The 23604-nt window shown below is 58.0% G+C and carries 17 protein-coding genes and 1 pseudogene; 5 read left to right on the top strand and 13 right to left on the bottom strand.

Annotated elements, in window-relative coordinates; genetic code table 11:
* Window positions 1-174: 174 nt before the first annotated feature.
* From HNO79_RS10890 to HNO79_RS10875, 4 genes and pseudogenes are all read right to left on the bottom strand, one after another.
* Window positions 175-324: a hypothetical protein gene (locus HNO79_RS10890; RefSeq protein WP_010515375.1), complete on the bottom strand. Its 150-nt coding sequence runs from the start codon at window positions 322-324 to the stop codon at window positions 175-177.
* Window positions 311-1330, bottom strand: coding sequence for a cytochrome d ubiquinol oxidase subunit II (gene cydB / locus HNO79_RS10885; RefSeq protein ID WP_214164534.1), 1020 nt, complete (start codon window positions 1328-1330; stop codon window positions 311-313). Before cydB (HNO79_RS10885) ends, HNO79_RS10890 begins: the two co-directional genes overlap by 14 nt.
* Window positions 1331-1333: 3 nt before the next feature.
* On the bottom strand, window positions 1334-2767 hold the full coding sequence (locus HNO79_RS10880) for a cytochrome ubiquinol oxidase subunit I (protein ID WP_214164533.1): 1434 nt from the start codon (window positions 2765-2767) through the stop codon (window positions 1334-1336).
* Between the two features lie 520 nt (window positions 2768-3287).
* Window positions 3288-3488 (bottom strand): annotated as a pseudogene (locus tag HNO79_RS10875) (helix-turn-helix domain-containing protein); the annotation flags it as partial.
* 307 nt (window positions 3489-3795) lie between these two features.
* On the opposite strand from HNO79_RS10875, the gene HNO79_RS10870 reads away from it, so the two are divergent.
* From HNO79_RS10870 to oxlT, 3 genes are all read left to right on the top strand, one after another.
* The gene (locus tag HNO79_RS10870) at window positions 3796-4677 is read left to right on the top strand and encodes a LysR family transcriptional regulator (protein WP_214164532.1); all 882 of its coding nucleotides are present in this window, start codon (window positions 3796-3798) and stop codon (window positions 4675-4677) included.
* Window positions 4678-4753: 76 nt separating this feature from the next.
* The gene (locus tag HNO79_RS10865) at window positions 4754-6331 is read left to right on the top strand and encodes a carbohydrate porin (RefSeq protein WP_214164531.1); all 1578 of its coding nucleotides are present in this window, start codon (window positions 4754-4756) and stop codon (window positions 6329-6331) included.
* Between the two features lie 59 nt (window positions 6332-6390).
* Window positions 6391-7617: an oxalate/formate MFS antiporter gene (gene oxlT, locus HNO79_RS10860; RefSeq protein ID WP_214164530.1), complete on the top strand. Its 1227-nt coding sequence runs from the start codon at window positions 6391-6393 to the stop codon at window positions 7615-7617.
* 550 nt (window positions 7618-8167) lie between these two features.
* On the opposite strand, the gene HNO79_RS10855 is transcribed toward oxlT, so the two are convergent.
* The 4 genes from HNO79_RS10855 to HNO79_RS10840 all read right to left on the bottom strand — a co-directional run bounded on the left by HNO79_RS10855 (window position 8168) and on the right by HNO79_RS10840 (window position 13123).
* Window positions 8168-9661, bottom strand: coding sequence for a sugar porter family MFS transporter (locus HNO79_RS10855; RefSeq protein ID WP_214164529.1), 1494 nt, complete (start codon window positions 9659-9661; stop codon window positions 8168-8170).
* Window positions 9662-9702: 41 nt separating this feature from the next.
* Complete coding sequence (aroE, locus tag HNO79_RS10850; RefSeq protein ID WP_214164528.1) at window positions 9703-10566, bottom strand: shikimate dehydrogenase; 864 nt, start codon at window positions 10564-10566, stop codon at window positions 9703-9705.
* A gap of 84 nt (window positions 10567-10650) precedes the next feature.
* Entirely contained in the window at window positions 10651-11736 is a 1086-nt protein-coding gene (locus tag HNO79_RS10845) for a LacI family DNA-binding transcriptional regulator (RefSeq protein WP_214164527.1), read from the bottom strand.
* A gap of 754 nt (window positions 11737-12490) precedes the next feature.
* A complete protein-coding gene (locus tag HNO79_RS10840; protein WP_214164526.1) occupies window positions 12491-13123 on the bottom strand; it encodes a TetR/AcrR family transcriptional regulator C-terminal domain-containing protein in 633 nt (210 codons plus the stop codon).
* Between the two features lie 83 nt (window positions 13124-13206).
* Here HNO79_RS10840 and HNO79_RS10835 point away from each other — a divergent pair, with 83 nt between their 5' ends.
* Both HNO79_RS10835 and HNO79_RS10825 read left to right on the top strand, forming a co-directional pair.
* Window positions 13207-14658 carry an FAD-dependent monooxygenase gene (locus HNO79_RS10835; protein ID WP_244987516.1) on the top strand — a complete coding sequence of 484 codons (1452 nt, stop codon included), beginning with the start codon at window positions 13207-13209 and terminating at the stop codon, window positions 14656-14658.
* A 70-nt stretch (window positions 14659-14728) separates the two neighbouring features.
* Window positions 14729-15916, top strand: coding sequence for an alpha/beta hydrolase family protein (locus HNO79_RS10825; protein ID WP_214164525.1), 1188 nt, complete (start codon window positions 14729-14731; stop codon window positions 15914-15916).
* 559 nt (window positions 15917-16475) lie between these two features.
* Here the strand turns inward: HNO79_RS10825 and HNO79_RS10820 are convergent.
* The 5 genes from HNO79_RS10820 to cydD all read right to left on the bottom strand — a co-directional run bounded on the left by HNO79_RS10820 (window position 16476) and on the right by cydD (window position 22908).
* Entirely contained in the window at window positions 16476-16670 is a 195-nt protein-coding gene (locus tag HNO79_RS10820) for a hypothetical protein (protein ID WP_010515393.1), read from the bottom strand.
* 13 nt (window positions 16671-16683) lie between these two features.
* Window positions 16684-17823 (bottom strand): cytochrome d ubiquinol oxidase subunit II, encoded by a 1140-nt coding sequence (cydB, locus tag HNO79_RS10815; protein WP_214164524.1) that lies wholly within the window; start codon window positions 17821-17823, stop codon window positions 16684-16686.
* Between the two features lie 14 nt (window positions 17824-17837).
* Window positions 17838-19448: a cytochrome ubiquinol oxidase subunit I gene (locus tag HNO79_RS10810; RefSeq protein WP_048856254.1), complete on the bottom strand. Its 1611-nt coding sequence runs from the start codon at window positions 19446-19448 to the stop codon at window positions 17838-17840.
* Between the two features lie 71 nt (window positions 19449-19519).
* The gene (gene cydC, locus HNO79_RS10805; protein WP_214164523.1) at window positions 19520-21208 is read right to left on the bottom strand and encodes a thiol reductant ABC exporter subunit CydC; all 1689 of its coding nucleotides are present in this window, start codon (window positions 21206-21208) and stop codon (window positions 19520-19522) included.
* The gene (gene cydD, locus HNO79_RS10800; RefSeq protein ID WP_244987515.1) at window positions 21205-22908 is read right to left on the bottom strand and encodes a thiol reductant ABC exporter subunit CydD; all 1704 of its coding nucleotides are present in this window, start codon (window positions 22906-22908) and stop codon (window positions 21205-21207) included. Before cydD ends, cydC begins: the two co-directional genes overlap by 4 nt.
* Window positions 22909-23604: the final 696 nt, after the last annotated feature.

The raw sequence follows: 23604 nt of genomic DNA, 5'->3' as shown, positions 1-23604 counted from the left end.
GCCACCTGTGGATGATGGCAGGGTCGGCATTCGGGCTTTTTTCGCTACCCAATGATGCCTGCCCCCGGTTTCATCAGACATGCAGGCGCGCGATACGGCTGCGGATTTCGCGCACCCTCCGCATTTCATGGACGTCCCGTGTCCTGCTGCAGAAAGCCGGACATGCCGTCCGTTCTATCTGGGCACGATCAGGTGCAGCAGGGATGCAGCCCCGAAAAACACGCAGGTGCTCAGCGACCAGATCGCAACGAACCATGCAATCCGCACACCGGTGCGGGGTGGCGCATCGTCGCCGTTGCCCCGGACAATCTCAGTGATAGCCATCGGTTTCCGTCACCTTTCCGCGAAAGACATGATAGGAATAGATCGTGTAGGTCAGGATGATCGGCAGCAGGATGGCCGTGCCGACCAGCTGGAAAAACTGACTGGATGGCGGGGAAGACACATCCCACAGCGTCAGCCCCGGCGGCACGGCATAGGGCCACACCGTGATCCCGAGACCGGACAGGCACAGAAAGAACCAGCCCAGCGCACACAGGAACGGCCCCTTTGAGTGCCCCCTGCGCAGCCCCATGACAAACAGGGCACCCAGCACGACCACCAGAACCGGCACCGGGGCGACAAATACGATGTTCGGCCAATCGGTCCAGCGCCGCAGGTAAGGCGCATGCAGCAGCGGCGTCCACAGGCTGACCGCCACGATGCCGAGGAACAGGCCCACGGCCAGCCGTGCGGCCCAGCGACGGCAGGATGTCTCCAGCACACCGGTGGTGCGCCAGATCAGCCACGTCGCCCCCAGCAGGGCATAGCCGCACATGACCGCCAGACCACACAGGACGCTGAACGGCGTCAGAAAATCGAGCGGCCCACCGGCAAAAGCCCCGTCGACAACCCTGATCCCCTGCACAACTCCACCCAGGATCGCGCCCTGGCAGAAGGCGGCAATGCCGGAGCCTGCCATGAAACCTGCATTCCACATGCCTTCGCGCCCTGTCCCGCGTGTCATGACGCGGAATTCAAACGCCACGCCGCGAAAGATCAGCGCCAGCAGCATCAATACGATCGGCAGGTAGAAAGCGGGCAGCAAAGTTGAGTAAGCGCCGGGAAAAACACCGTACAGCACGGCCCCACCCAGTACCATCCATGTCTCGTTCCCATCCCATACGGGAGCGATGGTGTTGACCATCACGTCCCGACGGTCCGGATGGCGTTCGAATGCAAACAGCATCCCGATGCCAAGATCAAAGCCGTCAAGAACGACATAGATCGAAATGGCGGCCACCAGAATGACGGCCCACACGATGGGAAGCCAGTATGCGAAATCCATCATGCCTCAGGCTCCTTTGCCGGAAGAGGGATCAATCACGCCCGGATGCATGCGGGCGCCCAGTATATCGGAAGCGTGGGCGGGACTTGTATCATGCTCGCCTTCATGCGGCGCGCGCGCCAGCAGCCGCACCAGAATGCCCAGCCCGGAGCCAAATACGAGCACATAGACCACCACGAACGCTGTCATCGAAAAGGCCATGGAGGAAAGCGCAACCGGCGATACGCTGTCGGACGTGCGCAGCAGGCCATAGACCGTCCACGGCTGACGGCCGACCTCCGTCGTGACCCAGCCACACAACAGCGCCAGGAAGCCTGCAGGCGCCATGCACAGCGCGACGCGGTGGAAAACCGGGTTGGTAAACAGGGTATGGTTCCGCCGGAGCCACAGGGACCACAACCCCACCAGCATCATGAGCATGCCAAGCGCCACCATGATGCGGAAGGAGAAGAAGATGACCGGTGAAGGCGGCCGCTGGTCACGGGGAAAGTCCTTCATGCCCGGCACCCTGCCATTCAGGCTGTGTGTCAGGATCAGCGATCCGGCCAGCGGCAGCCTTAGGGCATAATCCGTATGTTCGGTCTTCATGTTGGGAATGCCGAACAGCAGTTCAGGCGCATGATCTTCCGAAACCCAGTCCCCTTCCATCGCCGCGATTTTTACCGGCTGGTGTTTCAGGGTGTTCAGGCCATGGGCATCGCCAGCCAGTATCTGGAGGGGGGCGACGAGCGCCGCCATCCACATGGCCATGGAAAACATGACCCGCACCGGTTCGCTGGCCGCCTTTCCTTCTTTCCGTGCCCTGAGCATGTGCCATGCCCCCGTTGCGCCCACGATGAACGCAACGGAGAGGAAGGCCGCCAGCCCCATATGCACCAGACGGAACGGAAAGGACGGATTGAAAATGATCGCCAGCCAGTCGGCAGGCATGAACCGCCCGGTGGCCGGATCAATGGAATACCCGCGCGGTGTCTGCATCCATGAATTGGATGACAGTATCCATGTCATGGAAATCAGGGTGCCGAGCGATACGCAGCACGTGGCGGCGAAATGCAGTTTGCGTCCCACCTTGTTCATGCCAAACAGCATGACACCGAGGAAACCTGCCTCAAGGAAAAAGGCGGTCATGACTTCATAGGACAGGAGCACGCCCGTAATCGGTCCGGCCTTTTTGGAAAAGATCGACCAGTTGGTGCCGAATTCATACGACATGACCAGTCCCGAGACGACCCCCATGCCGAAGACGATGGAAAATACCCTGATCCAGTAGCGGTACAGGTCAAGGAATACCGGTCGTCCGGTCCTGAGCCACAGTCCCTCCAGAACTGCCAGATAGGCCGCCAGCCCGATTGAAAAGGCCGGAAAAATGATATGGACGCCTACGGTGAAGGCGAACTGAAAACGCGCCAGAAGAAGCGCCGGGTCATGTGCGTACTGCATCGATACTTTCCAAAACTCATGCCGGAAGACTTGGAATTCATAAATAGCTTCCCGGCATAGTGGTTCCGTCAACGATGTTCCGCCCTGAAAGACGGATACATGCTGCGGTGTCCTGGAAGATGGAATAGATCAATCAGAAGCAGGACGTCCAAGACAGATCATACATAAGATTATAAACAGCGCTTATGAACGAGACATATTCAATGCATGTCTGTTTATACTAAAATACATACAACAGACAAATACCACTCAATAACCATAGAATATTTGATATATACTTCTATACTCCCGGGAGGGCCGGTCTTTCATTTTGCACATAAAGACCGGACGGAAGGCTTCTATGGAATATCTGTCATATCCACAGCCCTGTTCATATGAAATTGAATACGCTGCCCCTTCCTTCTGTTCGTACCGGAGCTTGCCTTATCGTGTCCGTCCGCAGGATGCGTCAGATAGGCTGCGAACATATCGGCCATGCCGCAGGCATAAGCCGCGATGTCCGCATCAGTTCGCGGTGTTACAGGATCGCGGCCTTGTTGGGAAAATACTGATAAAGCGAGCCGATACTTACATCCGCCCGTTCCGCCACACGCGCCGTCGTAAAACACGCGGCACCTTGCGCTGCCAGACCATGAACTGCCGCTTCCAGAATTATGGCGACAAGCCCGGCGGGGTGTACCTGGCGGGCCCTGCTCCATGAAACATTGTTCCAGGAAACCATGGGCATATTCTTGGCCATAATATTACGACCGGCGCGTCATCTTCCGGATGCCGTAAAGAAGCCTGTGCCTGAAGCCGCATGGCGACTGACCATGGGAAACAGGGCGCCGTTCCGTTTCCAAAACAGCAACGACACCATGGAAAAGAAATAAATAAAGAAACATAAAATATAAATATTCTTCTGTATTGTGTTATTACATATGCAGAAATATCTTACAACAAACTGTTATAATTGGATTTTTTAAAAATATTTCATATTGTTGTCATATCGAATTGACTTGGCGATAAATGAATGTTGACATATCGTAATGTCAAATAAAGACAATCTTGATATCGCCCACCTGCGTTCCTTCCTTGCGGTTGCGGATACGCTGCATTTCACATCCGCGGCGTATATATGCTCCACCAGCCAGTCCACCATCAGCCAGCATATCCACCGGCTGGAGGCGCAACTTGACTGCGTATTGCTCAAACGCAGTACGAAACAGGTGGAACTGACAGATGGCGGACAGGCCCTGATCGGCATGGCACAGAACATCCTGCGCCAGCAGGAGCGTGTGCTGGCGCATTTCCACAAGGAACAACTGCACGCAACCCTGCGTCTTGGCATTACGGAAGATCTGGTCCTGTCGCGCTTCCCCGAAGACCTGCGCATGTTCCGGCAGGATTATCCGCAGCTGCAGATTGACCTGACCGTGGGGCTGAGCCACCACCTGCACCAGCTTCTGGCCGATGACCGGCTGGATATTGTCTGCGGCATGCGACAGTCCAGCGATACGCATGGACAGCTGCTGTGGGAAGATGAACTGGTCTGGTTTTCCCACGCATCCACCTGCTCCCTTGCGCCGGATGAATCTTTCCCACTCGTTACTTTCCCGGATCGGAGCATCACCCGGAAACTGGCGATCGAAACCCTCAATCGCATCGGACGCCCCTGGCATATCGCCTTCAGCAGTACAAACCTGAGTGCAATCCTGGCTGCTGTCAGAGCCGGGTATGGCATCACGCCCCAACCGGCCTTCCTGTCTGCCGAAGGGATCGTTCCTGTGGATGCCAGCACCCTAAGCCCGATGCCCCGGGTCGAATTCATTGCATCCGTCCAGTCATCGAATTCCGACGGCCCGGCGAATGCTTTCATAAAAAAAATGAAAACAAGACTGAACAAAAAACAGAAAATGTTTTCCCTGTAATTATCCAAAATACAGTGCTTTCACCCTCCCCTCCTTACTGGGTTATACTTTCATGATTCCAGAAATACGACATGACATGAAGACCAACCTCGCCGGGGCTGTTTCTTTTCTCGGTCCGCTCCTGGCTGCAATGGCGGTTCAGGCGCAGACCGTGCCCACCACGGGACAACAGCCCGCAGCCACTGGCACAACGCAGCCTGTCAACGTGACGGTATGGCAGAGCCGCCAGCACACAGCGCTGCAGAAAGAACGCGCCGTAACCGATCCCTCCATGCCCGGTCTGGTCCCGTCACTCTTTACACCGGGAGGTATTCCGTCGAAGCCCACAGCCAATTCCGCCCATTCCATTGCGCCACAGCCCTACCTGTTCAGCCTGGATACGAAAGGCGGGGACAACGTGGGCAAGACCATGGCGCGCGCGGGTGTCTACCTGACCGGGTGGGATGCATCGGAATATTCCGGCGTACCGGCAGGCGGCATCAACCACGGATCGTTCTTTAACAACTTTGCCGGGATCGGACTGGATCTCGACATGCAGAAGCTGGCCCACATTCCGGGCGCCAAGATCCACTTTCTGGCGGATGACGTGGCGGGACAGGGCCATGCAGGGGAATTTACGGGTTCCAACTGGGGGTATGTGTCCTACTGGGGGAATCACGACGGTTTCCAGATCCGTGAATTCACATGGGACCAGGCGCTGTTCAAGAACAAGGTTTTCCTGCTGGCTGGCCGTTCCATGCCAAAGGGTGGTGAATTTGACGGGTCCGACCTGTACTGCAAATTCCCCACCTTCATGTGTTCCGTGCCGACCACAATGACCATTAACGGATCCATGCCGTCCTTTGTCACATCTTCCTGGGGTGTGCGGCTGCTGATCAAGCCCACCGAGAAATCGTATATCAAGGGAGGCATATGGGAAGCGGAACCATGGCTGAAAGCCACGAACCACAACAGCTGGCCCGGCCCTGACTGGGGTTTTGACAAGTCGGAAGGTGAGTTCATTCCGGTTGAAGGCGGGTATCGGACAAATTTTTCGAATGACCGGTTCCCCCGCGCCTATGATATAGGTTTCATCTACGATGATGCCAAATACAGCGACCCGCTGTACAATACGGCGGGTCAGCCCAAGGCCCTTTTTGGCGGCAATGCACAAAGCCGTCGGGGCCGGACACAGTTCTATATCCAGGCTCAGCAGATGATCTGGAAGCCCGATGCCCGCGATACCCGTGGCCTGATCCTGTTCGGTGCGGCCAATATCATGACATCGGGCGATGCCCCGGTAAAGGACGGGTTCGTACTGGGCGTGTTTGACTGGGGCCCCTTCAGGGCGCGTCCACGTGATTCGGTTGGTCTGGTGGTCCAGACCCTGCGCTGGGACCGGCGTCTGGTTCAGGACATGAATGATACCATGCAGAAGCAGGGCCACCATAACCAGTGGAACGGCCAGGAAACCATGCTGGAAATCAATTACGGCGCCAATATTGCCCCCGGCATAACCCTGACCCCCTATTTCCAGTACATCTGGAACCCCGATGAACTGGCCATGTCCAGACCCCAGCCTGATGTGCATTACGCCGTACAGTCGGGGCTGCTGCTCAACATCCAGTTCAATCCAGCCTTTGGCCTGCCAATGCTGCACCGCGTGCGTAACTGACAGGACCGCCGTGAATAACCCTTCGTACCCGATGCATCATATATTTTAGGAAATCTGTCATGACCGCCAAAAAATGGGGCCAGATGGCTGCAGGCCTGATCTGCATGCTATCCATTTCTTCCCCGCAATATGTCTGGACGCTGTTTACGCCCCATCTGCGCACCGAACTTTCCCTCGGGGCGCCGGCGCTTCAGGTGACGTTCTCCATCCTGATCGTCGTGCAGACCCTGTTTTCTCCCGTTCAGGGGTGGATCGCGCGCCATGTCGTCCCCCGCGTGCTGATCGGTGCAGGAGTGATCGTGACGGGACTGAGCTGGGTCGCTGCCGCACAGGTGCATTCGCTGGCCATGCTGTACATGACCTATGGATTGCTGGGGGGCATTGGCACCGGTATTGTCTATGTCGGTGTCGTCTCGCTCCTGATGGAATGGTTCCCCGAAAACCGGGGCATGGCGGCGGGCATGGGGGCTGCGGGGTACGGCATGGGGGCCATGCTGACCACCTTTCCCATCGCGCACATGATGGCGGCATCAGGCTGGCGCAGCACCATGGTTGTCTTTGGCCTGCTGATTGCGGTGACCGGAACGGTGGCAGCGTGTTTCCTCTACCGCCCGGATGCTCATGCCCTGTCCACCCGGCAGCAGGTGCTCTGGGGGGCAAATACCGCACAGGTGGTGCGCAGCCCCATTTTCTGGCTGATGTTCTTCATGATGGCCACCATGGCGACATCCGGCCTGATGGTCACGTCGCAGCTTGCACAGATCGCAGCGGATAAGGGGATTGCCCATCTTATGGTATGGGGCATGGCGGCCCTGCCGCTGGCCATGACGCTGGACCGTATTGCCAATGGCCTGACACGGCCCATGTTCGGCTGGATTTCGGACCGGATCGGCCGTGAACTGACCATGACCATTGCGTTCATGCTGGAAGCCGTGGCGCTGGCATGCTGGATTGGGCTATCCAGTCACCCGGTGCTGTTCGTGCTGCTGTCCGGGGTGGTCTTCCTGGGATGGGGAGAGATATTTTCCCTGTTTCCCGCCACATTGACTGACACGTTCGGTACGCGGGATGCATCACGCAATTACGGCATCCTCTATATGGCACAGGGGGTCGGGGCGATACTGGGGGGGCCACTGGCGGCGTGGCTGCACGAGGCGACAGGTGGAAACTGGGGGCCGGTTTTTGCCTGCGCCATCGGGGGCGATATCCTGACTGCAACGCTGGCCTTTGCTGTACTCCGTCCCATGCGGAAGCGTTATATGGCACGGTCGCACATTCACTCCTGACCCCAGATATTATCCTGACACCTGCCCCTTTCCCCGGCTGAAGGCACCGTACCATCATAGTCCGGCCTTGCGATGTCACAAGCAAGGGTCACACCAGCCTGATCTGTTCCAGCAGGCTGGGCCATCCCTGTCTTTCCGGGCTTCGGTTGTCGTGTCATGATACACCCTGGCAACCATCTCCTCACAAAGTGCCATGATGCCACCAATCTCCGCAGCACTACGTACGGGCGTGCCCGCAACGAAGTGCTGCGAAAACGTCTTTGGACGGCAAGTGCCTGACGGCTACGGCGACATGCTTTCACACGACATATCAAGCCCTTGTCGGCTTACCTATGCCAGCCCCAGCTTTTTGACATCCGCCTGCGCTGTTTTGATCCAGGCGGCGGGTCAGCCCGTGCACTATGGTCAAAATGCTGAATGGGCAAAGCTATTGACGATCATGCGGCACAGCGCGCGACGCGATCTTCAAAGGCACATTTTCCGCTCGATGTGGCCCACAGGTCCCATAATCATGTGCGTTCGACAGAAGGAACAGTCCCGTTCCCTCCTGTCAGGAATTCCGACGCGCGCCAGCCTGCCTGCCAATACTTGTATAGAACGTTCCAGATCGAAGCGCGCTTTCAATCTCCTCCAGCGTGGTTCCCGCGGTCTCAGGCACATATTTCCACACGAATACAAAGGCCGCGAGATTTATGAACCCGAACAGCCAGAAAGTACCCGTCGTGCCCAGCGCCTGCACCAGCGATAACGTGACAAGAGAAACAAGCGTATCGGACACCCACACCGTCGCACTGGCCATTCCCATGGCCTTGCTGCGGACAAACAGGGGAAAGACTTCGGCAGCGATCAGCCATACCGCAACGGATAGAGAACCGAAATTAAAGAAGATATAGCCCAGAAGTGATACGACCATAAGAACCATCCGCACCCCCGTAAGCGGCGCGGAGCTGAGGAATACAGCCCCCAGCACAAACAGGGACAGGGCGGCTACTGGCAACATGCACAGCATCATGCGCCGACGGCCGATGCGGTCTATAAACGCGATCCCCATTGCCGTCGTAATGGTGGATGTAACCCCGACGGACACAGACGTCAGCAATGCCGCCGAATGACCCAACCCGGCCTGCGACAGAATGATGGGCGCGTAATAGACAATGACATTGGGGCCGGATAGCTGGGAGAAAGCCGCAACCCCCAATGCCGCCAGAAGAGCAGGCCGTATCCAGCGCTGTTTCAGGCTGGCTCCGTTGGCTTCGTCAGCTACCCCCGCATCGACTGTCAGGGCATCATCCAGTTCCTGACGCACGATATCCTTATGCCCCCGCAGTTTATACAGGATCGAGACGGCACGGTGTTCATGTTCATGATGCAGCAGCCAACGCGGACTTTCCGGCAGGAAGATCATACCAAGAGCAAGAAGAATTGCCGGAAGGGCTCCAAGCATGAACATCGCGCGCCATGACTCGACACCGCCAGACAGTTCATACCCCACGAAAAACGCCAGAAGCAGACCAAGTGAAAAAACCAGCTGGAATAGCGATACCAGCCCCCCGCGCCGGGATGCCGGGGCCAGTTCGGCAACATAGACCGGAACGATCTGCGTGGTGGCACCTATCGCCGCCCCCAGCCACAGGCGCGCAAAAATCAGCGTGCTGACATCAGGAGCAAGCCCACACCCCAGCGATGCCACGATGAATATACCGGCTGCCACCATGATGGCAGGCCGACGTCCCCATTGATCCGATACGGGGCCACTCAGCAAGGCACCAAAAATCGCCCCGATATTCAGCGCCGCAGCCACCCATTCCTGCCCCGCCGTAGAAAGCGAGAACGTCTGGGTAACAAAAATCAGGGCGGAAGCAATGATCCCGGTATCATATCCGAACAGCAGGCCACCCACCGCAGCAACAGCAGCGGCAACGGACACATACCGCCGCGCGGAAAGGGTCTGGTCCCCCCGATGCACCATGGCCGCAAGGGCGGACAGGGCACGTTTATGGGTATGGTAGCGGGATATGTCCTGAATGTTCGGGGTGGTGGGCATTCCGGGCTTTCCTTTTCCCTGTGGTCAAGACAAACCGGTGGTCAGCCTGCGTCTGATGCGCTGAAAATATCGCGCAGGGTCTGTTTCATCACGCCTGCATCAAGTGTCTTTCCAAGCCACAGCTCCACGCCAATCACACCCTGATTGACCAGCATTCCCAGACCATCGAGCGATGTGCAGCCACGTTCACGGGCTTCACGCAGGAAGCGGGTCATGGGCGGATTGGGAATGACATCCGCCACGATCTGCCCCTTTGCCAGCGTATCGAGATCGATTTCAGGCATGGCCTGCGCGTCACCAAGACCGACCGATGTGGCGTTGATGACAATATCGGTGCCGTCTGGAACGCAGGCCTTTCCGGACCATGGGCGGCCGACTGCATCACTCCCGGTATTGTCGCGCACCAGCGCTGCAATGGTTTCGGCTTTTGCCGCGTCGCGGTTGATTACCGTTATATGTTCAGCTCCCGCCAGTCCCAGTTCCACCGCAATGGCGCGCGCCGCCCCACCCGCGCCAAGCATAAAGATTTTCTTGCCAGCCGGATCAACCACATCCCTGAGCGAGGCAAGAAAGCCCTTGCCATCAGTATTGTCGCCCACCAGCCTGCCATCGCGAATGGCGACACAGTTTACGGCACCAATAATCCGCGCGGCTTCAGCCAGCTCATCCAGATATTCGATCACGGCCACCTTATGGGGCAGGGAGCAGTTGAATCCTGCCCATTCCATGGCAACCGCGCCCCTTACCGCCGCCTTCAGATGCGTAGCCTTGACGTCACAATTGATATAGCGCGCATCGATCCCGGCATGGCGGTACGCCGCTTCGATCATCGCGACGGTCGGATTGTCGGCGCAGGGTGTGGAAAACGAGCCGGTAAGAATGCTGCGGAAATTCTGGTTGCTCATACGACGTTCCTGACGGGTGAAAGGTAAATTGCATAGCTATGCAAGACAAGACGCCTTTTACGCCCGGACGCAAGCCCTAATCCATCAGTCAGGCAGGGTTGTGCTGCCGCGTTCGATCAACTGAGCGTCAACAACATGGGTGCGCGGAAGGGGGCTGTCTTTTGCCAAAAGGGCCTCATCCAGCAGTTCCATGGCGCCTGTAACCATCCGGTCCGTATGCTGGTCGAAAGATGTCAGGTCGTAACTGCGCCAACCGGCCTGAGGAATATTATCATATCCCAGAATAATGACATCCCGTGGACAGATCAGGCCCATGCGTTCCCGCAGGGCATCAATCGCACCGCAGGCCATCATATCATTGCTGGAAAAAATACCGTTCGGCCGGATACCCCGTTTCCACAGGCGGGTGATGGCGTCGTAGCCACTGTCGTAGGTATCATCACCCCGCAACCGGGTCAGTCCGGTCATGCACATTCCTGCCTCCTGCAACCCCTGGCAGAACCCTTCGCCACGTGCGCGGGATGCTGCATTCTTGCCGGGACCAGCCAGCCAGACCGGTCGCGCCACGCACCGTTCCACCATCAGGCGCGCAGCAGCGACCCCTGCCCCGTGATTGTTGGAATTGACCGTCGAGATCCAGGGGCCCACCAGTGAAGAATTGAAGCAGACAACCGGTATCTGAAGTTGGGACAATGCCCGCGCTACCGTTTTCGACCCGATTGCAAGCGAGGTGACGACGGCATCAATACGGTAGCTCAACAACTGATCAAGCGCGCTATCAAGCGTCAGGGCATCATCCACATACATAAGCAATACCTGAAGGCCGCGTTCACGCAATGCAGTCGCCAGACGCTCAAGCGCCGTGGCATAGAATGGGTTTTCCAGCCCACCGATCACCACGCCCACCATGTATGACCGACCCGAAAGCATGATGGCCGGAATACGGTTGGGCCGGTAACCAAGGCTGGCGGCCGCGGCCAGCACCTTCTGCTTTGTGCGTGGCGAAATGCTGGCATCAGGAGAAAACGCGCGCGATACAGCCGATTGGGATACGCCAGCCAGCCGGGCGACATCAATGGACGTAACAGCACGAATGGCGGCTTGCTCCTGCAGATCACGGTTAATGACGGGTTTACCCCATGCGGGGCTGTAATACCATGCTGGCGGCAAGATCCATGACTTTAATTGCCCTATCGTGAAGAGCCTCTGCGTTCGTGCATATTGCGAATTGCGAAGTAGCGGGATTAAATCGTCAGAAAGCCGCTCGGGCCAAGAAGCTTCGGGCCCCTGTGCTCAGGTGTCTACTGCGCGTGCCTGCCAGTTCAGGTCACAACAGGCAAGGTATTTGCGCAGGCAGTCTACATCGTCCCGACTGTCCTTTGCCTGGCGCATGGTCGTGCAAACAGTCGTTGTCCTGCCCCGGACTGCGATGACATCACATTTTACTATAGATAGAAAAGATGTTTTGCACCGGTTTCTTCGACCGCGTGACTGTTCCTGCTGTCAGGCCCTGTGAAATGGTCTGCTTTGTGACAGAACACGATCAGGACCGGATTGTCCGGATACCAGATGAACTGGTCAGTCGGGCATGATGCCTGCGCAAAGGACGTGTCCGGTTAGAAGATTTCCGTGCCGCCAGCATAGACGAAAACACACTGATCGGCTGAAAGTCCAAACTGCGTCCCGTCCGGGAAGATATATTTTTCATTACAAGCCGATTAATATTTTGGTTCAGTTACGCAGGTCAAAATAGAAGTGTACATTGAAAATAAAATCATAAATACGATGTCACCAACGTAGTCCGAAAGGGTTTCCAGCCCAGCCTTTTCCAATCTGCCGGCATGAACTGGGGTCCCTCATTCAAAAACATTGCGTCACGGAACCGTCTTTCGGTCGATGGTCATGGTATCGACATCTCGCAACACTATTTTTCAGGGGTATAAAGATGGTGTACCAGCCCCTGAAGCGACATATTCAGGCCAAAATGGAAACCTTCATCAGTATCGCTCTCCAATATCTGCTGCCATGCCTGGGCCGCTACAGGATACCGTAACAGAAGCGACTTAATATCCGGGTCCTGGTTATGATCCGGGCGTTTTTCGGCAAATGCCTGCTCTTCGATTGTAAAACCGATGACAAAATATAGGGTGGAGAAAGTGCCCCAGGCGGCTGTGCGATCGTCCGCACCGACGTCTTTAAGGCTGGAGATCATTTGTGAACTGATCCGGGCCACATTATCGGAAAGAGGATAGGTCCGCGCCAGAAAGCGGGCACCGTCGCGGTGGGCCAGTAATGCCTGTCTCACCTCGCAGGAAATTCTGAAAAACATATCCTGCCACGTTTCGCCAGCGACTGTCGTCGTGGCGACCTGTTCCAGCAGTGTATCGGCCACGGCTTCGAACAACGCATCCTTATTCGCAAAATGCCAGTAAAGCGAAGGCACCTGCACATTCAGCGCATCCGCCACCTTGCGCATTGTCAGCCCTTCCATACCCAGCCTGTCCAGCAATTGCAGTGCCGAACTGACGACCTGTTCCTTTACGATTTTTGCACTCACAGCTTTCCTGTTTCCTCCTTGCTCTCGAAATCTAATGCCGTTAGATTTTTAATCTAACAATGTTAGATTTTACGGAATCGTCCATGAAAACTTCGTACGACGTCCTGGTCTGTGGTGCTGGTCCTGTTGGCTTATGGCTCGCGTGTGAGCTGAAACTTGCCCGGATTGATGTCGCTGTGCTTGACCGGCGCCCTGTCCGGACAACTGAATCCCGTGCGCTGGCCATACATGGGCGGACATTGGAACTGTTAGGGCTGCGCGATTGTGCTGGGGATTTTCTTGGCGCTGGCCGCAAAATTCCCATGATGGAATATGGGGCGCTGAATACGCGACTGGTATTTTCCCGATTTGAAAGTCGCTTTCCTTTCACCCTGTTCCTCCGCCAGACCAGAACGGAGGAATTTCTAGAAAAGCGCGCCCTGGCTCTCGGCGTTCCCCTGCTGCGTGAAACCGAGGTTACCCAGGTGGAGGAAAATGAGGCAGGATTACATGTCACCACATCTCGCGGGCCATTTTCTGCCCCGTGGCTGGTCGGAGCCGACGGGGCACGCAGTCTGGTGCGGCATCAGGCCGGGATCAGTTTTGACGGTTTTGATGGCCGTGTGACCGCCATGCTTGGAGATGTGGTTCTGGCAAAACCGCCCGAAGGCGGCGGTATCCTGTCCATGGTCAACGCCCGTGGTGCACTCATGATGTCTCCGCTGGGTGATGACGTGCATCATCGTGTGATCGCTATTGATGCGGCACGACCGTCAGTGGAAAAGGACACACCTCTAACCGTTGCGGAGCTGGCCTCTGCCGCACTGAAAATTTCCGGTAAAAATTATGAAATGGGCGAAGCGTCCTGGCTGTCCCGCTTTACCGATGCGACGCGCCTTGCATCCGCCTACCGAAAGGGGCGTATCCTGCTGGCGGGGGATGCGGCCCATATTCATGCCCCCATGGGTGGCCAGGGGCTGAATGTCGGTCTGCAGGACGCAATGAATCTTGGCTGGAAACTTGCCATGGTCGTCAGAAAGCAGGCGCCTGAAAGCCTGCTGGATACCTATCATTCCGAGCGCAGGCCCGTCGGCCAGATGTTGTTTGACAATACCTTGGCGCAGGTTGCACTGGCGACAGATTTTACACCGCCCAATCTGTCATTGCGCAATACAATGAATGATGTCCTGTCTTTTCCGGATGTGAATCGTCGCCTGGCCGGCGAAATTTCCGGATTTGACATTGCATACGGATACGACACAGTCATACCAGAAAATCTGCCGGCCTGCCTGGCTGCGGGCAAACGTGTTCCGGATGTTGATCTGATGATCGATACCCAGCCGGCGACGCTTTATGACTGCATGAAAAAAGGTGAATGGGTGCATATAGCGCTCGCACCGGAAAAACGGGATGATCCGGCGTTTCCCGAATGGCTCAAGCCAGATATCGTGAAATACATAAGGGCCCGCTGCGTCGGTAACAGCCCGTCCTTTACTGGCATTGCATCCGTATTAATTCGCCCGGATGGCTACGTACATAGCGTAACCACGGCGTAAGCACAAAATATGTCCGCCTACAGCCCCCTGTAAAAACCAGATACCATTCATATAGAAAGCCCTGTAACCAATGACAGACATGCCCGATGGCCCTGCTCCCACCGAAATGGCTGATCACGGCCTTTCCCGGTTCTTCCGTAACCAGACCTTCCATTTTCAGACCCTCCGCGCCCTGAATGACATAGCGGCGAACGGTGCTGATCTTAACGAGGTGCTGACAGCGATCAGCGCCATCCCTGATGGCGACACGGATGCCTGGTTCGACGCCTTTTCCGGATTGGCCATACGGACCGAAGACCGCATTGCCGCATGTGCCGACCCGCTCAGCAAAGGTTACGCGTGGCTCCGTGCCCATAATTACTGGCGCACCGCCGAATTTCTTCTTCGTCCCGACGATGCGCGCCGCAAGACCACCTGGACGCGGGAAATCGCCGCATTTGATAACGGGCTGAAACTGGCTGGAATCGCCCATGAACGTTTCACCATTCCGTATGGTGATGGCCGCCTCCGGGGCATTTTCTATCCCGGTCCGGATGGCTGGCAGAAAAAGCCGCTGATCGTTCTCGTCGGCGGTTATGATTCCACACTTGAAGAACTGTATTTCGTCCTTGTCAAAGCCGCACATGACCGGGGTTACGGCGTCCTGACCTATGAAGGTCCCGGTCAGGGCGGTGTCCTGCGCGAATATGGCCTTACCTTCACCCCGGAATGGGAAAAACCCACGTCTGCCATTCTGGATTACTTCGAGACCACACAGTTCCGGCCGGAAAACACCATCCTCATCGGCATGAGCATGGGCGGTTACCTTGCCCCCCGCGCCGCCGCGTTCGATTCCCGCATTACTGGCGTTGTCGCCTATGATGTCCTGTTCGATATGGGCAGCATCGCCGATCGCTACGCCGCCCTTGCACAGAACCCCGCTGCTGCGAAAAATCCCGATCTTGTCTGGGCCGTCGATAACGCCTGCTGGACCCTTGGCGTCAGCACCATGCCCGAAGCGGTCGCGGCTATCCGCCCTTACACACTCAAGGACGTAGCTGGAAAAATCACTGCCGACGTACTGATCCTTGTCGGTGAACATGACCACTTCGTCCCGGGAGCCCAGGCCATAGATTTCGAAAAAGCATGCACCGCCGCACGATCCGTCGAAACCGTTACCTTCGATACTCTCTCCGGGGGCGCTGAACACTGCCAGCTTGGTGCCCAGACCCTCTGGCACGCCACTTTCTTCAGCTGGATGATCCGCAGGTTCGGCTGATTACCCGTTTTTTCATATAAACTGAGGTTGATGACTGCGCAGATACCAGTCCGTCAATGAATATCTATCAAACAGTGCCGTTTTTTGGCACTGGTCGTATTTTCACGACGTTGACTTATACAGTCCCCTTTGAACAGGGATAACGGAAGGTCAGGTTCAGGATTGCCAGATGGCAGCAGCTGCCATCTGGCATGGGATATTCCTTCCCGTCCCTCACCTTCGATGACACCAGTTTCCGTAACCGGCCCTGCGGTGATCGCCGGACCGATTATGGACAACCCTGGTAATACACGTCTAATGGAAGCCATCTGCCAACCGGCGATACGTTCCGATAATGCGCCAGGAATAAAGAACGCGCCACCCGTCGGTGCCCGGGTGGCGCGCTTCGTATCATCGGCAGGGTGATGCCGTGATATGGCGGCAGGCGTGAGATGAAGAAAGACCCACCGCCATCCGTATCATGGGAACCAGCGCCGCCCGCAGCGGTAGGCAATCAGGTAAAGCCCCATGTAAATCATCGGAATAAAGAAAATGATCCGTTCAAGATCTCCCATCATGGTCAGATCTCCCCATCGGATGAAAGACTGGACTGGGCATCAAGCATGATCGCGCCAGCCCCGGAAATCAGGATGATCATGACCGTGCCGATCACCCATGCGAAATACCACGGCCCCTGATCCCCCACGAATACGGCGAACAGCAGGGAAACAACCAGAATAACGGCCAGACCGGCCAGACGCAGAAGCTTTGTCATCACGACCTCGTAATCAGTAGCTATGGGTATCGTTCACGACATCGGCGGTATGAACCTTCCCGCGCATGACGTAATAACACCATGAAGTATAGGACAGGATGATCGGGACAAAGATCCCCGCCACCACCAGCATGCAGCCAAGACCATATTCACTGGCGGTACTGTTCCATACCGTCAGGCTCTGGTCGGGCGTGGTGGAAGACGGCATGAGGAACGGGAACATGGCACACCCTACCGTCATGATGGTACCTGCCCATGCACCCAGCCCCAGCCACCAGGACACAACCGTGTGGCCCCTAGCCAGCATGCCAACCCCGAGCAGCATACAACCCAGCCCCACAAGCGGCAGCAGCCACAGGGCGGGATGCGCATGGAAGTTATGCATCCAGCCCCCTGCAACCACCGCCACGGACTGCCCATGCAGCGGATTGGCCGGCATGGCGGGGTTGACGGGCGCGGTCATGACAAAACCGGGCAGGAACTGCACCCATATGCCACCGATGACAAACAGGGTAGCCGCAACCAGACCGCCACCCATGGCATAACGCCGGGCGCGCGACCAGATCGGGTCATCCGCCCGCAGCATCAGCATCGCCCCACCCTGATAGACGCTCAGCCCCACGGACATAAGACCGCACAGGATGGCAAACGGGTTCAGCAGGTAGGACAGGAAGGATTCATCCTGATAGTACTGCCCTGTCCAGCCGAAGTGGTAGCCTACCCCTTCCAGCACGTTACCGAACGCCGCGCCGTAGATGAACATCGGTACAAAGCCCGACACCAGAAAGACCCAGTCCCAGCCTGCCCGCCACAGCCGGCTGTCCGCCTTGGAGCGGTATTCAAACGCCACCGGCCGCAGGATCATGCTGAACAGCAGCGTGATCATGACCACATAGAAGGCGGAAAACGACGTGCCGTACAGCGTGGGAAAAGCCGCGAAAATCGCGCCGCCCCCCAGGATGAACCACACCTGGTTACCATCCCAGTGGGGACCGATGATATTCAGCGCCGTGCGCCGCTCCCCATCATTACGGCCAACAAAGCGCAGCAGCGTGCCGACGCCCATATCCATGCCCACCATGGTACCCAGTCCGATGAACAGCACACCCAGCAGTGCTGCCCAGACTATTTTCAGTATCGCGTAAAGTTCCATTTCTCCGTTTCCTGTCAGGATGCCATGGGACGCATGTCAAAGGCGGATGCCCTGGGTGCGGCAGGCGCGTGCGGTTCCATGCTGTCATGTTCGGGGCCAAGACGGGCAAACTTGAACATGAGGTAGAGTTCAGCCGCGATGAACACGCTGTAGAGCAGCACGAAGCCGATCAGCGAGAACACCATGTAGGACACGCCATGGCTGGAGGCAGAAAGAAAAGTAGGCAGCCAGCCGAACACCGTCCAAGGCTGGCGGCCTGCTTCCGCCGTGATCCAGCCGAACTCGGTCGCCAGGATTGGCAGCGGGATCGACCACATGCACAGCTTCAGCAGCAGGCGGCTGCGTTCAAGCCGACGCTTCAGGCTGAGATAGGCCGAAATGGCAAACAGCGCGAAGAACCACAGCGACAGGAACACCATCAGCCGGAACGACCAGAACGTGACGAACACGTTGGGCAGGATGTCGGGCTGCGTTGCCCTGACCACATCATCGATCTGGTCCGCGGGAATGGCCGTGACATCCTGACCCGGGGCATGGCGGGTGGCCAGCAGGCCATAGCCCATGTCCTGCTCATGCGCGGTAAACTGGGCAAGGTCCATGCTGCTGTGGGTGACACCATAACGGCGGAGTGCCGCAACCGCATCGATCCCTGAACGTATGCGGGGGCCTGCTTCCTCCTCCAGTTCATGCATGCCGGTAATGGGCTGGTCAAACGTGTGGGTGATCAGCGGGGTCAGGACCAGCGGCACGCCAATTTCGTAGCGATTTTCCTGCTTTGCATCATCCGGCAGGGCAGCGACGATCCACGGTTCGAACGGCGGGTTGCTGGTGTGCCACAGCCCTTCGATCGCAGCGATCTTGGTCGGCTGCTTTTCATAATCCAGCCGTCCCAGCACGTCGCCCAGCGTAATGACCGCCACGGTGGAAATGATGCCAAACAGCGCAGCCATGCGGAACGAACGCGCGGCAAACTGCCGGTGCTGACCACGCAGCAGGTAAAAGGCGCTGATACCCATGACAAACATGGCCGCCGACACATAGCCCGCCACCGAAGTATGCACGAACTTGGCCTGCGCATCGGGGTTGAAGACCAGATCGACAAAGCTTTCGAACTGCATGCGCATGGTTTCGGGATCGAAATGAGCGCCTTCAGGCATGTTCATTCCGGCATTGGCAATCAGGATCCACAGCGCCGACAGGTTGGAGCCAAGGGCCACCAGATAGGTAATGGCCAGATGCGCCTGTTTGCTCAGCCGGTCCCAGCCAAAGAACATGAGGCCGACGAACGTGGACTCCATGAAGAAGGCCATCAGCCCCTCAATAGCCAGCGGAGTTCCGAACATATCCCCAAAGAAGTGGGAATACATGGACCAGTTGGTGCCGAACTCGAATTCCATGGTGATGCCGGTGGCCACACCAATGGCGAAGTTGATGCCGAACAGCTTGCCCCAGAACTGGGCCATGTCCCTGTATATCTGCCGGCCGGTGACGACGTACACCGTCTCCATGGCCGCCAGCATGAATGTCAGGCCGAGTGTCAGCGGCACGAACATGAAGTGGTACAATGCCGTCAGCGCAAACTGGAAGCGCGACAGATCGACGACATCGGGGTTAATGAATTCCACCGTCAGGTCTCCTGATTTCGGTATGGGCGTGAGGGAATTTTCCGGGATTCATTCAGGTCATCGTCGGGTCATTACGTCCTCCCGGCCTCATGAAACCGGCCGCCCTCGACACGCACCACCCGGCCCATCCGTGCCGCCACGGCAGGATTATGGGTAATGCATATGATGGTTGTCCGTAGTGGCAGGGCCTGAAGGAGCGCGTCCATCAGGTCACGCTCGGTCCGTGCATCCAGCCCTTCGGTCGGTTCATCAAGGATGATCCAGTCCGGACTACGCAGCACAACCTGGGCCACGGCCAGCCGCCGTGCCTGCCCGCCGGAAAGGCGCATGCCCCCCTCCCCGATCAGAGTATCCAGACCTGCGGGTTCCGACTGCACGAACGCATGCAGTTGCGCGACCTGCAAGGCCTGCCACATCGCCTCCTCCGTGGCGGTGGGACAGGCAATGGTCAGGTTGCGTCGTATGCTGCCCTGAAACAGGTGAAAGTCCTGCGCCACCACGCCAATATGCCGGGCCATGACATCCGCATCGACATCACGCAGGTCCACACCGCCAAAGCGGACCTGCCCTTCCTGATAGTCATGAAAACGGAACAGCAGGTTGACCAGCGTGCTCTTGCCCGCGCCAGAGGGACCGACCAGCGCCACATGCGCACCCTGTGCCACCGACAGGTCGGCATGGCGCAAGGCCCAGTGCGTCGCCCCGGGGTAACGCAGGCCGACACCGGACAGCGACAGGTCGAACGGTGCCCGGGGGCTGCCGGGCCTTGCGGGTGCGGGCACGCAGGGCGGCGTATCGCACAGGGCAAACACCCGCCCTGCCGCCACACGCACCTGCCCCAGCAACTGCCAGGCCGCAGGCACGGGGATGAGCACATCAAACGCCGCCAGACCACCAAGCGCCAGCATGGGCAGGCAGGCCGCAGACAGCGCACCGGCGCCATAGGCCATATCGGCCATGACCAGAACCCCTGCCGCACTCATCATGGCAATGACGGTCATCGCACTCCGCGCGCCCCCTTCAATCAGGGCCACACGCCGGCGTTCATTACGAATATCAGCGTCGCGGTCGGCAATCCGCGCCTGCACGGTCCGTGCTGCGCCGAGGAACATGAACTCACCCATGCCCTGCAGCACTTCGGTCAGGTCAGCATGCATGACGTCCTGCTGGTGGCTGATGCGCCGCATGCCGTGTGCGGACAATGCACCGGCCACGCCCGGCAACACGCCGCCACACACCACCAGCCCCACAGCCAGCACGACAGCGGCAGGAAGGGAAAACACCCCCGTAACCGTCACAAACACCACGCAGCAGATGGCGGCACTGGCGATGGGCAGCAGCACTTCCAGATAGAACTGCCCCATCCGGTCCGTATCCGCCACGAAGCGGAACAGCATGTCCCCACTGCGCTGTCGCGCCAGTACGGCGGGCGCCTGCGGGGCAAGGCGTTCAAAACTCCACGCCCGCACCCGCCCGATCAGGCGCAACGTCGCATCATGCGTGACCAGCCGTTCCAGATAACGGGCCAGAATACGCATGGTGGCAAAAAACCGTACCCCGACCGCAGGCAGGAACAGGTTGAAAGCATTACGTGCAGCAATCCCACCCAGCCCGGCCACGGCAGCAGCCGCCAGCAGCCAGCCCGACAGGAACAGCAGCCCGAAATTGGCCAGCGACGCCGCAACCGATAGCGCAAGTCCCAGCGCCATCCGCCCCCGCAGGGGCCGCATAAGGCCGATGATGCGTGCGAGCGTGCTCATGCCGCGCACTCCACGGTGCTCGGGCCAGAAAAGAGCCGCCCGTCACGCAGGCGCACAACCTGTGCCGCCTGTGCGATCATGGCAGGCCGATGGGCCACCACAATCCCGATCCGCCCCACCGCTGCGCGCGCAATGGCCGCGGCGACACGCTGTTCACTCTGCAGATCAAGGCTGGCGGTGGGTTCATCCAGAATCAGCACCTGCGGGTTGCGCAGCAGCACGCGGGCCAATGCCAGACGCTGCACCTGCCCACCCGACAGACATGCCCCACGCTCCCCCACCGGGGTATCAAACCCCTGCGGCAGGGCCTCGATAAAGGACAGGGCATCGGCCTGGGCCGCGACGGCACGCAGGGTGTCCATATCCGCCATCGGGTCGGCCAGGCGCAGGTTTTCGGCAACGGTGCCATGAATCAGCCGTGGCTGCTGGGGCACCCAGCCAACCCTGTCCTGCCACCTGGCATGCGGCATGCCACATTCGTCCACGGCCGTGACATGCCCCTGCATGGGCTGCAACAGCCCCAGCAGCAGCCGGATCAGGGTGGTTTTACCCACGCCACTTTCGCCCGTTATAACCGTCAGGGCATTCCGCCTGAAGGTGCAGCCTGCATGCGACAGCACCGGTGCATCGGCCTGATACCCGGCCGTAACATCTTCACAGCGGATGGCGACCAGTGGGACACCGGCTGCACTGTCCCGTGTCGCGTGCCGGGTGGCTGTTTCAGGCAGGGCGAAAAGCTGGCTGATGCCCGCCATGGCCGCCGTTGCATTCTGGCGGGCATGATAACTGGCCGAGAATGCACGGAGCGGCATGAAATATTCCGGCGCAAGCAGCAGGACCAGAAAAGCGGACTGGAAATCCGCCTTTCCGTCCAGCAGGCGTGCACCGAACACGACGGCTACCAGCGCAATGGACAGGCTGGCGAAGAATTCCAGCACGGCGGATGTCAGGAATGCCACCTTCATGACCGACATGGTGGTGGCGCGGTATTCATCGGCCATGCCCGCCACGGCAGCCACCGCGTCCCGCGCGCGACCGAACAGCCGCAGCGTGGTCAACCCCTGCAGTGTATCGAGAAAGGCCGAGCCCAGAAGCAGAAGCTGCGTCCACTGCCGGTCCATGATCGCCTGGGCACGATACCCCACCAGCGCCATGAAGACAGGAATAAGCGGCCCCGTGCAGGCAAGGATGACAAAGCTCCATGCATCCAGATGCGCGACCATGCCCAGCACCAGCAGCGGCAGGACCACCATCATGGCGGCGCGCGGCACGTACTGCGCAAAATAGGGTTCCAGCGCTGCAATGCCGTCGCCCAGTACCGTGACCATATGGCCGGTCGCCTGCCCGGTCAGGCCAACCGGGCCGACATTGAACAGGTGGCGCAGCAGTTCGCCACGTATGGCTGCAGTCAGCCGCAGACTGCCTTCATTTGCCACCATATCGGCAGCCCATTGCAGCAGCGCGCGTCCGGCCAGCAGGGCCAGCAGCAGCGTCAATCCGGCGCGTTCATCGGAAATGGCGTGATTATGGAATGCGAGGTCCGAGACGATACGCGCCAGCACAGCCAGTTGCAGCACCAGCATGATCGCCGCCGCCCCACCAAGCACGACAGCCGCACCCAGCCAGAGGCCGATGCGCCGCGTAAACCCAATGAGCGTTCTATTCCCGGGATAGTCCATAACCACTTTCACACCATTCATCCGCCCCTATCCGGGCAGAGAGTTACATACTTTATGTATGTGCAGTTTAGTTAATTATGTAACTGTTAAATGTCAAGAAGGAGCAGACTGGTCTTCTTTAAAAAACCACCTCGGGCAACGAACCCCACCAAGGGAGGCGGACGAGACCCAGATGAGGGCAACCTTCAGGCAGGCCGGAACAACCGAACCCGACAGGGCGGGGAGCCACCCATCCGACAATGCAATCCTGCAGATGAATCCTCGACCAACAGCCGACCAACACACGCAACAGCGCGCAGTAAAAAGCCATTTTTCCGCAGAATTCAGCGATTTTATTCATGTAGACAGACACAAACCCAACTGAACAGAAAAGCAGCAGCCCCCTCAGGCGCTTGCGCATTACCAATGAGCAGGTATGCCCACACATCAAAATCAAACCATGAACATCAATACAAAACACAACCGGTCAGGATGGTCGCCTTGAGGCGCGATTACACATGCAACCCACACCCAAGAGGGTGCCCTTGAGGGCATAATTTCAATTATTTAGTTTAATATATAATGTATATGTTATATTAATTATAGTGTCCGAGCATCATGCAGTGACGTGCTCGTGCAGATCCTGAGAGGCCGATCCGCTTTTGACGGCCGCGTACCACCAGACCGGCTTCCACCATGGTAAACAGGACAGATATTCAAACTACGGTCTGCAGTCCG

The organism is Komagataeibacter oboediens (assembly GCF_018491655.1).
Lineage (GTDB): Bacteria > Pseudomonadota > Alphaproteobacteria > Acetobacterales > Acetobacteraceae > Komagataeibacter > Komagataeibacter oboediens.
Note: the sequence above shows the minus strand (reverse complement) of the source record. Positions and strands in the feature narration are given on the sequence as shown.

Coding starts and splice junctions, on each gene's coding strand:
- cydC (WP_214164523.1), bottom strand. CDS start 21,208: ATGAGCACGCTCGCACGCATCATCGGCCTTATGCGGCCCCTGCGGGGG.
- HNO79_RS10880 (WP_214164533.1), bottom strand. CDS start 2,767: ATGCAGTACGCACATGACCCGGCGCTTCTTCTGGCGCGTTTTCAGTTC.
- HNO79_RS10855 (WP_214164529.1), bottom strand. CDS start 9,661: ATGCCCACCACCCCGAACATTCAGGACATATCCCGCTACCATACCCAT.
- HNO79_RS10865 (WP_214164531.1), top strand. CDS start 4,754: ATGAAGACCAACCTCGCCGGGGCTGTTTCTTTTCTCGGTCCGCTCCTG.
- aroE (WP_214164528.1), bottom strand. CDS start 10,566: ATGAGCAACCAGAATTTCCGCAGCATTCTTACCGGCTCGTTTTCCACA.
- HNO79_RS10870 (WP_214164532.1), top strand. CDS start 3,796: ATGTCAAATAAAGACAATCTTGATATCGCCCACCTGCGTTCCTTCCTT.
- HNO79_RS10890 (WP_010515375.1), bottom strand. CDS start 324: ATGGCTATCACTGAGATTGTCCGGGGCAACGGCGACGATGCGCCACCC.
- HNO79_RS10820 (WP_010515393.1), bottom strand. CDS start 16,670: ATGACAAAGCTTCTGCGTCTGGCCGGTCTGGCCGTTATTCTGGTTGTT.
- cydB (WP_214164534.1), bottom strand. CDS start 1,330: ATGATGGATTTCGCATACTGGCTTCCCATCGTGTGGGCCGTCATTCTG.
- cydD (WP_244987515.1), bottom strand. CDS start 22,908: ATGAATGGTGTGAAAGTGGTTATGGACTATCCCGGGAATAGAACGCTC.
- HNO79_RS10825 (WP_214164525.1), top strand. CDS start 14,729: ATGACAGACATGCCCGATGGCCCTGCTCCCACCGAAATGGCTGATCAC.
- cydB (WP_214164524.1), bottom strand. CDS start 17,823: ATGGAACTTTACGCGATACTGAAAATAGTCTGGGCAGCACTGCTGGGT.
- oxlT (WP_214164530.1), top strand. CDS start 6,391: ATGACCGCCAAAAAATGGGGCCAGATGGCTGCAGGCCTGATCTGCATG.
- HNO79_RS10835 (WP_244987516.1), top strand. CDS start 13,207: ATGAAAACTTCGTACGACGTCCTGGTCTGTGGTGCTGGTCCTGTTGGC.